Genomic DNA, 12,676 nt, shown 5'->3' on the forward strand with positions numbered 1-12,676 from the left:
GGCACAGATCGCATGTAATAGCAGGCTTGCGAAGATTTATAACGCAAAAAAGGACATTTTAAGGGGCAAGATGCGCGTGCAAAGATTATAACGCTAAAACCGGACATTTTAGGGTCAAGATGCGAGTTCACGAATTGATCAGAGGTTCTCTAGGATTTACCCGCAGATTAAAGGGACGTAGCCATTAAATTTATGATCAAGCTTTCTAAACAAGAGCGTGGCATGCCTCGTGAAAAATGATTGCTGATCACTAATAATCGCTACGTCCCCTACTTTCTTTTTAAGTATTTGCCCTGTTAATCAATACTCATGATCCCAACAAACGCACTTCTTCTACCATTGCCAAAAGTATTCGTGAAATAGCCGTCATTTGGAAACGCACTAGAACCCGTCGTTCCGCCTACCACTGCCTTGTTGGCACCAACAGCAAAACTACGTCCTCGCTGCGATTCTCCATTGTATACAGGCCCGCCAAGGAGCCCCATGTAGACTTGATTACTTAAGTCTTCGGAGAAAATAGAGACAGTTGCATACTGGCCGGAACCTTTGCTGGTAGAGACATTGTTGTTAGCTTGATCGGCCGCCGGAATCAGGATAGGAAAGTCGTTACTCGTTGTTCCGCCGGTTACAAAAACCCGATCATTTGGGCCCACTGCTACACCATGTAGTTCTTCATCACCTGATCCACCGATATAAGTACCGGCGACTAATGTTGTTAAATCAGGTGAGAATATGGCCAAGGCACCGTCAACAGATCCATTAAAGGTCTTATCGAATCCAGGTACAGCAGCACCACTGAAAAGGTCACTTGAATTCGAACTAATGGCAACAACAGGTTCACCTTTACTGTTGATGGAAATTCCCTGGTTATGCGAAACTGCATCAGAACCAGAGCCACCTATATAGGTTCCACTGATAATAGACTTGAGATCCTTATCAAGACGAATGATGAATCCATCACCATTACTCCATATGTTCGCGTTCGGGTCTTTATTTGAACTTCTAAAATTGGCCTGGTACCCAAGGGCGCTGCTTGGAATCAGATCTGATGAGTTGGTGACACCTGAAATATAGACCGATCCGTCAAGAGGATTTTGCACAATGCCAGAAGCTGCATAGTCTCCACCGGATCCACCCACAAATGTGGATGCAACCAGTGATGATCCATCCATATCTAAAGCAAATATGAAAGCTTCCTGATTAGCATTAAATTGTGGTTGATATACACCTACTGTGGTTGGGAAGTCGCGGGATGTTGTAACGCCAGAAACGTAAATTCTATTGCGTTGTTCATCAATGAGTATTGAGCCTCTGGGTGACTCTTCTTTGCCTGTTGTCCCACCAATTAAATTTGACCAAATAAGATTTTTACCATTTGGGTCAAGCTTGGCAACAAAGACGTCTAGTAATGCGTTTGTCGCAGGTTGTCCCTTCAGGTAATTATTCGGAAAACTCCCCTTGGTTGGAAAGTCAGGAGAGCCCGTGCTACCTACGACGTAGACATTTCCAGCACTGTCGGTTCGCACTGCATAGAGTGCATCTCGTTTTGAACCGCCAAAGTAAGTCAGCCAAATAATCTGTTTACCATCCTGGCTGAGTTTGGCGATAAAACCCTCAGAGCTTTCATAATCATTCGCGTAACTTGTTTCGTTATAGGTTGGTTTTGTTGCCTGGAAGACATCGCCAACTGCAAGACCCCTTGAGCCTGTTTGTCCTGCAAGATAAATATATCCCTGGGCGTCTATGTATGTTCCCTGGACACGCTCCATTCCATTACCACCCAACAGCGCAGTGAAATCAAAACTTGGGGATGCTGGTTGGTTAGGGTCGGGGGTGGGGGGATCTGGGAGTACAGGGTCTGTGTCGCCTGAATTATCTACTGGTGATGCAGCAGAGACACTATATGCAATGGTCTTATAGTATTCATCACTTGAATTCGCATCTGTAAATTCGATCCATAGGTTATAACTTCCTATGTTTGTAGGCGTAAACGTATAGGTGGCAGTTTGTTGATCACTTTTCACATTCTCCCATCTACCACTTTGAGCGCCATATCGGTTATTGATCCAGAAATCAAAGCCAGGCATTCCATCAAGAAGTTCAATATTGACAGAAACCTCTTTATCTACTTCAAAATTAGCGTCCGTAATTAATGTGTTGTCTTGATATAGCTCCACGGATTTAAAGGTAGGGGCTGCGTATACAACTGGATCCACTGTACCGCCTGAATCCTCTACTACTGGTGCAGCTGAGACACTATATGCAACGGTCTTATAATATTCTTTATTAGAATTCGCATCTGTAAATTCGATCCATAGGTTATAATTACCTATGGTTGTAGGTGTAAACGTATAGGTGGCAGTATGTTGATCACTTTTCACATTCTCCCATCTACCGCCTTGTGCGCCATATCGGTTATTAATCCAGAAATCAAATCCAGGCATTCCATCAAGGAGTTCAATATATACAGTGACCTCTTTATTTACTTCAAAATCAGTATCTGTAATTAATGAATTGTTTTGATACAACCGCACAGATTTGAATGAGGGGGAAACGTATACAACTGGGTCCACTGTACCGCCTGAATCCTCTACTGCTGGTGCAGTAGAAACACTATATTCAATGGCCTTATAATATTCATTATTAGAATTCTCATCTGTAAATTCGATCCATAGTTTATAATTTCCTATGGCTGTAGGCGTAAACGTATAGGTAGCAGTATGTTGATCACTTTTAACATTCTCCCATCTACCGCCTTTAGCGCCAAAACGGTTATTGATCCAGAAATCAAACCCAGGCATTCCATCAAGGAGTTCAATATTTACAGTGACTTCTTTATTTAGTTCGAAATTAGACTCCGTAATTAATATATTGTCCTGATATAACTGCACAGTTTTAAATGAAGGGGTAACATATACAGGTGGAGGTGTGGTCTCCTCTTCATCCTCCTCATCGACAGGTGGTGGTGTGGTCTCCTCTTCGTCTCCATCGGAACCCGTCGACGAATCACAGGCGTCACCCAGACCATCGCCATCCGTGTCAGCTTGGCCTGAGTTAGCGACTGCCGGGCAGTTATCCGTTGCATCTGCTACGCCATCACCATCGGTATCTGTAAGTGAGTCACAAGCGTCACCGATACCATCGCCATCCGTGTCAGCTTGGCCTGAGTTAGCGACTGCCGGGCAGTTATCCGTTGCATCTGCTACGCCATCACCATCGGTATCCGTAAGTGAATCACAAGCGTCACCGATACCATCGCCATCCGTGTCAGCTTGGCCTGAGTTAGCGACTGCCGGGCAGTTATCCGTTGCATCTGCTACGCTATCACCATCGGTATCTGTAAGTGAGTCACAAGCGTCACCGATACCATCGCCATCCGTGTCAGCTTGACCTGAGTTAGCGACTGCCGGGCAGTTATCCACGTCGTCAGCCACACCGTCTCCATCGGTATCTGTCGGTGTATCACAAGCGTCACCGATACCATCGCCATCCGTGTCAGCTTGACCTGAGTTAGCGACTGCCGGGCAGTTATCCACGTCGTCAGCCACACCGTCACCATCGCTATCCGTCGGTGTATCACAAGCGTCACCGATACCATCGCCATCTGTATCAGCTTGGTTTGGGTTATAGACGTTAACGCAATTATCCGTTGAATCCGCCACGCCGTCATAATCGACATCCGCTATTCCTGGCGTATTATTCAGGTATGCCATCAGCGCATCATGTTTTGGCGAATTCGTCTGTTTTGAGGATTCCAGTGCTCCCCAACTGCCCCATTTGCTGTAAGTTCCAATGGCATTGAAATGCACAAATAGACCACCATTGGTCTTGGTCCTCCAGGTGTCTAAGTAGTGCGTATAGGCCGTACCCATGCGCGGGTCTCGATTTGTAGCATGAAAAAGCCCGGTAACGGCCGTGTTGTTCTCAGCACCGAATATGCCGACCATGTGCTGCCCGCCTTCGTAGGAGATGATTGGCAGGCCATAGGTGCTACCCAGTACCGCGTATTCATCCATCGTCCTGAATGCCTGGTCAAATCCAGTTGCTCCCCACCCCAGATGAGCGCCACTATTGATCTCCTCAAACATCCAGTCGAGCCCGCCATCAGGCTGTTGGGTCCAGGTTTCTATGGTACTTACAGTATTAGGATGTCCATAGTTGCCGGCGAAATAGGGCGCGATTGCAATCGCATCTATACCGTGACTGGAGTCACAAGGTGCTTCACTCCAGAGTGAGCAGGCGAGTAACTCTCTGCCAGCCTCGATACCATTGGCCTGAGCACCCATCACACAAACGACGCGGTCACTCTCGGTGCCCCATTCGCTTTTCCAGATCTCGCAAATTTCAGACGTTCTCTTTCCGACCCAGTTCGAAATGAAGGACCAATCCCACAACTGAGCATTAGGCCACGCCTGCTTAGCCTGATTCAGCGCCCAGGATGATTGAGGAAATGAGCGGTTCCAGACTTCGTTGGAATACTCCACATAGGCTTTTTGATCGGAATCGAGATTCTGCAAAGTGAGCCTTGCGAATTCACGCACAAAGTTATCGTCGGCCATGTGGGGCAGCGTAAACCAGGCGTGCTGATCGAGCACATTGACCAGCTTTATCATTATTTCAAGGGGTACACCCGCGTGAGTTCGGTAACTCACATCGGTGAGCTTAGAACGATTATCCCAAGTGCTTAAAGTGGTTAGATTGGTGTTCATCCAATCCATAAAACGTATTAGGTGATAGGGACGTATCGTATTTAGGAAGTCGGGGTAAAATGGTTGGTCCTGATAATCACTCTCGAAACGCTCAGGAATGAAGCGGATATTGCGAATGTAATTGCCAGTATTGTTAGGGTCAGTGCCTCTAATGCTTAGGAGCAAGGCGTTTTGTCTTCCGTCGGGCAAGTCCACAACATACCGTCCAGGGGTCGACTCAATCATTGTCACGTTGTTACCCGTGATGCTGAGCGTGCCCTCTCCCTCATACAATGCGACATAGCGCTCTCCTTCGAAGTCACTTGAGAGTGCCCAGTTTTTTGAAACTTTCCTCGGACTATTTACATCCGTCACCGGCACCGGAATTGATGTAGGCCAACCTTCTGCATCCAAGCTTATAGCTTCACCCGTGTCCCAGCTATTTGCGCACCCATAGTCGCATTGGGGCAGCCATCTATGCGCCGATTTCATGAGGTCCTTGAAAGGGCGCACAGCGTCAAAGTTATTGATATCCGAAAGATTGGTCCCCAGCGTGGGCGTTGCTACGGCACTGAAAGCGTTGTGACTTAATATAAGCAATACAGTTGCTAGAATTGATTTGCTTGTTCTATACCTAGCCATGCGAGGTTTCTCCTTAGCTGATGACGATTCCTAGAAATAATCTTTTTAGGCAATAATCAACAAACACATTTGATGAAGTCGATACTTTAGCGATTGCCTTTTGCTTTTTTTGGATGATACGCAACAAACACGATGAATTTGAAGTCAATCAGCTGCGGTATACGATGAAGTGTAGTTATCCACTGATAAGTGGTTTAACAATGTCTAATTGCGTGCTATCTAGCCTAGGTATTTCTCAATTGCATAACATCAATCTTCCTGATAATTGATGTCTTTTCTAAAACAGGCGTGTCAAGATTAGAATCCTGGTGAATCTATTTAATTGTGTGTAATGCCAATTGTTGCAGTGTTCAAACTCCAGCTTTAGTGTTAATTAGCCTTTCTTGGAAGTAATCCACATGTGAGTAAAAATGCAAGAATATGATAGCTTTGCCGATGACAGCGAGAAGTGCAGCACCTGATAATTAACTTATTCATGAACGAATTGAACTTATTATCTAAAAACACTTTAAATATGTGAACCAGGTCTAATTATGTATTTGCATTAGGTGATAGTAGACAGACACCCTAAAGCATTACATATTTATTGCGAAGGAGATATCGTCATGGCCAACTCCTTGGCTTGTATACATTACATGTATGTTCGACGTTAACTTACATGAATGCTGTTATTGTAGTGGTCAAGTACTATTGACCACTTAACTTTAGTTCTCGCAGAGGGCACAAGCAATTAATAGAGGTGTCCATATGTTATTGCGGCGCGGCTGTTTACGAAAGTCGCGACGCGATTACCTCTGCAGCCAAGGGTGCTTGGAACTAGAGCACTTCATGGTTATGATGAATATATGTTGGCATGGTTTAAAAAACTCCTTTCTCGCAGACATTCAGATTCTAATGGGTGTGGCCTGTTCTTCGGTTTTGTGGTGACTGAACGTGACACAGGGAGAATGGTCCACCGAGAAATGATGGATGCGAGACATCTCAGAATCAATAAGGCATCTAAAAAGTCTTGGTTCAAACGCAGACGACTCGAGTGGAAATATAATCCTAATCGTTAGGATGTACAGAAAGCATCATTCAATTCCAAGAAAGTGTTCGACCACTTTTACCCCGATACAGTTGACGAAGATTCAAGCACATAAAAAATATTCCTACTATCTACTGACTGGACGTATATGGAAGCTCCGGTGCTATCAAGGGGATTTATTACCCTAAGCCCCCCCTCGAGCAGTAATCTGGACAGGCATCATTTGAAGAAAACAGACTACCAACACGCTTTGATTGGCGTAAATGACCCAAGCTGGGCTTGAAAGATATCAAGTGGGCGATGTCTGATAGATCTTCAACGAAAACCCACTCATGCAGAACCACTTTCTTCCTCTACCTATGGCTTGTGTAAACTGCTTAATCCCTTCCCTTGTTCCTATCACTGTGTTGTAGTTTTTGCCATAAAATTTACGCTTCCGAGTCGATATTCAAACGCACCTGGATTGGTGCCAGTTCTGAGGGAATAGCACCGGATTTATCCTCTCTTATGGCTCGCCCTGCCCAATCGGTCAGTTCCAGGTAGTCTGATAGGCTAAAGTTCAAGCCAGAAGATTTGTCTTGATGCTCGCCCCCAACAAACGGTTCTAAATACTGTGGCGCTGCGAGTTGCGTTGAGTAGCCCAACGGGTGAATTTGGCTTGACAACTACCGGGCGTTGATTTTATGTCCTCAACACTTTTACCTGTCAATTAATCCTGAGGCGTACTTTGAAACCACAGGATCAGGATGTAACACTAATCGGCTTGCCAACTCTTTTGCAAAAGACAAATCAAGAAGTTTTGCTTGCTCGAGAACCGTCGTTAAAACCCGATCACTTTGATCAGCTGAGGCCATTAGTAAAGCTATTCGCTTCACATTACTATCCTCACTTATTTCACATAAAACCGATAACGCAGCTTCTCTTACCTCATCCTCATCATCAGCAACGATCTCACGTAACAATGCCGCTATTGCTATTGGCGTTGCGACGCCAGAATCTCTGATAGTTTCGATTACTCCAAGTCGCGCATAGCCCTGCTCTAGATAACCAGGTACTACGCCCTGCATATCTATCAAAAGATCATTAAATCTTAAAAGTGCATCTATGTCTTTCTGCATGTTCATTCGAAGTGGGCTCTCTTCAATAAATCTACTTGTTCCTGAGTTGCAGTTCCATCACTCCAAGCTCTTGTAGCTGCACGAAACTGTCTTTCAGGAATCCACAAATTTGAATTACCGTTACCTCGCACTAGCTCATAAACTTCTTTCTTAAAACTACCATCAGGTGAACCTGAAAGGGTTCTTGTTACTCGCCAGTTAGGCACAGTACCCTCAGGCGAATTAGGAGTTGGCTCATGCCATCTTGCTTCAAACCTATTATTTCGCCCTGCTATTTCTTCATCCCACTTATAAGAAACCTGCTTATAACCTGCCGCTTTATTCTGTGGACCATTAATCTTTGCTGACTCTGGAATAGAAATAGGCGCATCTTTTGATAGCACTTTTGGATCTATCTTGTCTGTTGAAACACCATTACCCAGCACCATAGAACCAGGCCTTTCAATTCTAACACTTTTCGTATCAAGCACATACGTATTTACCTGGCCACCATTAATTGGCGTACGTACCGACTCTATACCCCTACCCTGACGCCCAAAAGCCTTACCACCCGCTATCTCAGCATTTATCTGTCAAAACCCTTCCACAACAGGTTCAGGGGCACCCAGTAGTCTAGCCGTTGCCGGCATGGCAGAAAATACTGGGCCACCCACCCACATTCCCAAATTATTTGCTGCCTGACGCTCTCTTAATGCTTGTTCTTCCAGATATTGCTTCTCTTGTGGGGTGTACTCGCCCCACATATTCTGCTGACCAGGATTAACAATCTCGCTGACTCGCTCAATCTCACTACGTAACCCGAGGGATTCTGATGGTGGAAGAGACATCTCTCCACTCGTATGATCCGTATACTGTTTCATCAGTTTATCCAGGTATTGTTCTTCTGGGGCTTTCTCCCCTTGCTGAGCTGCCTGTGCAGTACATACGAGTCCACTTTCAGGGGTATAGTCAACCGCCGTACTCCCCTGCTCCTCATGTACCTGACGCATCAAGCCTCTGCCATCACTCCCACTATGATCGTAAACCATAGCCAGAGCATGTTGGCCATTCGGGGTTACCGCCAGCTGACTGACACCCTCTCGACCTGCTGATGCGACAAACTCATTGGCGAGTTTGCTCTTCTGATTTTGATTTCGTTGTTCAAATTGACGCTTGACCAGCACGTCCGGCTGGTGGCTTTGACTGGCCTGTTGGAAGAGGGACAGCCCCTCTGTCTGATCTGCGCCGTCCATACCACCATTTACTGCCGTATATGACTGGGCAGGGGCGCTGCTTGTGAATAGATTAGGTGTGGTCACGGGTCCCTCCGCTACTTTCGGTTTATACCCGACCTTATCCCACTGAACTCATAGCTGGCTACTAGGGATTACCCATATATCGACTTAGAATCTGAAAATTTGTGAGTGAACTTACATGATAAGCGCTTATTGTTCTCATGGAATATGATGACGAGATGTCAACCTTTCAATTCCATCCCGCAGTCAATCGCTGGTTTGAGCGTGAATTTTAGAATCAGTATCTTATACTTCAAGACTAAATACAGCTGCATATACTAATATCGGTTGCTTCTCTCTCGGGTATACTTCTATATTAAAACGGTGACTGTCCAGAAAATCTATTCCTTGTTTGTTCTCAGTGCGCTGACCAATCTGTACCTTGCCCGGCGAAGATTGAGATGCCTGGCGTAGGGTTAGTCCGCCTGATAGATCTGGCGGGCATGGGGTACTGGCTGAGTTCCGGCCAGAATGAGCAATATTTCGCTTAAGAAACGATTTTTTGGTGAAAAGCATAAACATCAGCGAATGGCTGAGTTGTTTTTCATTACTTATTCAGATGTTCCCTAATTTGTGGCGCCCTATTTCTTTGAACCTGGGATGAAGAATTGAAGAGTTTTAAGAATGGATGTCTATGTAAGGCAGTGGCACCGATAACTATTTCTGCGTACTAGTGATTCCCCTATCAGTAATCCCTCATCAAACAATACCTGTCCATATTCTCGTATTGGCGAGATGCTTACAAAGCTCTATTGTAACCACACCATATAGCCGTTCGATGAAAAATTGTAGTTTAGATCGGATGAATGATAATAACTCTGTATATGAACTATCCCATTCGCGCCATCATCGTTAAGTGCAACATTTCTCAAGTCTGAAGGTATTGCATAAAGCCCACCAAGTAACCCTGGGTTTGGATCACTATTACCAGTGTCTGGTGGTTCTGGGTTAACTTGGCCAACTATATTCATAATATATTTACCATCTGGAGACCAAATTGGATAATTAAATATTGGATCTTCATTGTTTTGTATATGTGCTAACTGATGTAGATCAGTAGCATCGCTGTTCATGATCCAAGTCGTACCATTAATAACATGTGGATTAGCGTAAGTAACTAGAGTAAGCGCAACTTTTGAACCATCAGGGCTTGATGCAATATAATCGGGTCTACCTTCACTTTCATCAAATGTATAAATCGAAGCGCCTGAAGTATCGTATGGTGCAGTAATGTAGATAGTTTGGTCGTGTATATATACAATTTGGCCATTCGGAAGCCAATCAAATGATCTTGCCAGCCTACCTGGCAATACTGATCTAGATATGAACTGAAAATTTCTATCGAAAATCACTAATTCATCGTTTGTACTAGAATCTCGTTCATCATTGTAAAAAAAAGCAAAATATTCTTTGTTAAATGAAAAACGTGTTGTTGGTGATATATCTTCAATCAACCTACCACTAGAAACTAATGCTCCGTCATCATTATTATGTATTGCAATACAATCATAATAGGGCGACAAAGGTTCATCGTCTAATAAGCACTTAGTTACGGTTAATATAAATTCTTGGCCATCTCGACTCGGGAGGGCATAATATTTTGCAGAAGCATGATATTCATTTTCTTCATATTCAGACCAGTCAACACCAGGTATAGTGCTATATCTTCCTGTGGATAAGTCAAGTATATTTCCATCACCAGATGCACCCATAAAAATGCGGCCAGTTAACCCACTATTAATATCATTATTTGTATTATCATCCGTCGTTGTGTCACCACCTCCGCCACCACTCCCGCATCCATTTAACAATAGCAGGAGTAAGAAGATTCGAGACATATACCTAGTATCATTAATCATGATAATACTCTTTAAACAAGCCAAAAAAAGCCAGGTGCGTTACAAAGCACCTGGCTTAAAGTATGTGCTAAGCACCTAATGCTTAGATACCTTATTGCTTTCTTGCAATTGAAGACATAGCGTCACCTATTGTCTTGAGTGCAGTTGCTGTTGCCTCAGAAGCCATACCGAATAGCTTAGATTCAGCTTGAAACTTACTTTGTGCTTCAATGAACTTTTCTCGAGACTCTTCAGATTCGCCGACATTTTCCTGCATTTCTTTTTGGGCACCTAACATCTTGTTAAGGTGTTCATTCTGAATGTCAGACATGGCTTTAGCTAAAGCTACTAACCAATTATCACCACCGCCACCACCATTACTACATTTTTTATCTCTATTTTTTTGTTCTTTTTCTACTTCATTGTTGGCATCATCAAACGCCATGTCTTTCATTCTATCAAAGGTAGATTGACCACCATTTGAAGCAGAACTTACACTAGCAGAGGAGGCACTACCACCATCCTCAGCTCCACCACCATCCTCAGCACCACCACCAATCTGCTCACGTACAACATCTTCAATCGCCTGACGTACCATGTCTTGAAGATCACCACCAGACTCACAACCGCCGCCCTGAAGCTTCTCCATAATCTGATCGACAACTTTATCAACAATCTTATCGATCAAGCCGCTCATTGAATCGTCAGTATCCTGCTGACAACCTGGAGGTGTAGGCTCTGCCGGGCAACTCTGCTGAACATCATTCAAAGCCTGGCACATTTCATCTCTGGCAAACTGAGGGATACCAGGTGCAGACTGAATCGCCTGGCCTAATTGACCAACGAGCGATCCCATCATGTTGTTGTTCATCGCGCCCTGAACATTAGACTGGCCATGATTTGAAATCAGGCCTTCAAGCATACCACCAATACCGCCGCCGATCTGTGAGCCAAGCTGTGCGCCCATGGGCCCACCAAACATGCCACCAACAACACCGCCGACCATTCCACCAACGCTACTTAAATCCTTATTTCAATTTCTCCATGAGAATCATAAAAAGTGATACCGTAACTGTCCTATAATTTACTTCCTTGATATCAATATCAGAAACGGTGAAGGTTCAATTGCCGCTCTTGAAACATCAAGCTGAGAGACGAGTAAAAGTGACTAGTGATGGCTGCTCTGGCATGTCTTTTGTCGACACCCCTCCCTGAAAGATCGTGACGACCCCAATACCCATCAATAACGCTCTCTTTTTAAAGCAACGCCTTTAATTACTATATTCTCATCAGCACTATCAATAGATTCTAGTGTATTAATAATATATCCAGATTCATTATTATCCTCACTTAAGACTAAAGATAGAATATCGAATTTGTGGTATGCATAAAGATATTCATATAAAAATCGGTTTTCAATATCTAAGAAATCAGACAAGGATGGATAGTTTGTTGCCCCTGGATATGGAGGTTCAAATTCCCCAGTTATTCCATCATCCTCCCTCAACTCCTCGACACCTTCATCATAAAAGGGTATGAGCTTTTCTATAAAGGAATCTTTAGCAAATATAATTTCGTAGTTAAAGTTGACAGAGCCACCTTCTTTGCCGAAAGAAAGCTGGCTGAAAGTTAATTCATGAGTCTCAATACTCGAACCATCAATTCTACATAAGATCATTTTTAACTTCCTGGTGGCAAAACTAAAATATTGTTATTTGGATTTACTGTAATTGATCCAGACGCAGCAAATGGTTGCCCGGCTTTCAAATCACCACCGGCCCTAATACCTGCCCTTTGGAAGAACTGTTCAGGTGTTGATATTGTTTCAATTGTTTTTGTACTTTTACCAGAGATAATCGTTAATTCTTCCATTTTCAAGAAACCAGGATTCTCTTCTGCGGCTTTATTGACGCGTTTAATTATTCTTTGAGCTTGCTTTTCAGATAAGCTACCAAAAATAACGGTGACTGATGAGATGGACGCCCTACCATTCCGGCGTCGGTGCGCCAAACTAGTTATGAGAACATAGGTTACATGGAGGGCATCCATCATGAAGAAGCATAGTCTTACAGCCATCGATTTAGCAAAA

9 protein-coding genes are annotated in these 12,676 nt (G+C 44.1%); all 9 read right to left on the reverse strand.

Translation table 11 applies throughout. The features are described 5' to 3' along the window. Positions 1-296: 296 nt before the first annotated feature. Positions 297-5,102 carry a thrombospondin type 3 repeat-containing protein gene (locus tag AC4IFB_RS06545; RefSeq protein WP_490779720.1) on the reverse strand — a complete coding sequence of 1,602 codons (4,806 nt, stop codon included), beginning with the start codon at positions 5,100-5,102 and terminating at the stop codon, positions 297-299. A 1,683-nt stretch (positions 5,103-6,785) separates the two neighbouring features. Next, positions 6,786-6,920, reverse strand: coding sequence for a hypothetical protein (locus AC4IFB_RS06550; RefSeq protein WP_490779721.1), 135 nt, complete (start codon positions 6,918-6,920; stop codon positions 6,786-6,788). A gap of 135 nt (positions 6,921-7,055) precedes the next feature. Then, a complete protein-coding gene (locus AC4IFB_RS06555; RefSeq protein WP_490779722.1) occupies positions 7,056-7,481 on the reverse strand; it encodes a hypothetical protein in 426 nt (141 codons plus the stop codon). Then, positions 7,478-7,945 carry a hypothetical protein gene (locus tag AC4IFB_RS06560; protein WP_490779723.1) on the reverse strand — a complete coding sequence of 156 codons (468 nt, stop codon included), beginning with the start codon at positions 7,943-7,945 and terminating at the stop codon, positions 7,478-7,480. The genes AC4IFB_RS06555 and AC4IFB_RS06560 overlap by 4 nt, the downstream gene beginning before the upstream one ends. Positions 7,946-8,047: 102 nt before the next feature. Beyond that, a complete protein-coding gene (locus tag AC4IFB_RS06565) occupies positions 8,048-8,773 on the reverse strand; it encodes a hypothetical protein (RefSeq protein ID WP_490779724.1) in 726 nt (241 codons plus the stop codon). A gap of 725 nt (positions 8,774-9,498) precedes the next feature. Further along, a complete protein-coding gene (locus AC4IFB_RS06570; RefSeq protein ID WP_490779725.1) occupies positions 9,499-10,608 on the reverse strand; it encodes a hypothetical protein in 1,110 nt (369 codons plus the stop codon). 91 nt (positions 10,609-10,699) lie between these two features. Further along, positions 10,700-11,593, reverse strand: coding sequence for a hypothetical protein (locus AC4IFB_RS06575; protein ID WP_490779726.1), 894 nt, complete (start codon positions 11,591-11,593; stop codon positions 10,700-10,702). 234 nt (positions 11,594-11,827) lie between these two features. Beyond that, positions 11,828-12,265, reverse strand: a complete 438-nt coding sequence (locus AC4IFB_RS06580) for a hypothetical protein (RefSeq protein WP_490779727.1) — start codon at positions 12,263-12,265, stop codon at positions 11,828-11,830. Between the two features lie 2 nt (positions 12,266-12,267). After that, positions 12,268-12,676 (reverse strand): hypothetical protein (locus AC4IFB_RS06585; protein ID WP_490779728.1); only part of this gene is annotated, 409 nt, incomplete at its 5' end.

The organism is Candidatus Thiodiazotropha sp. AKIB8 (genome assembly GCF_058244675.1).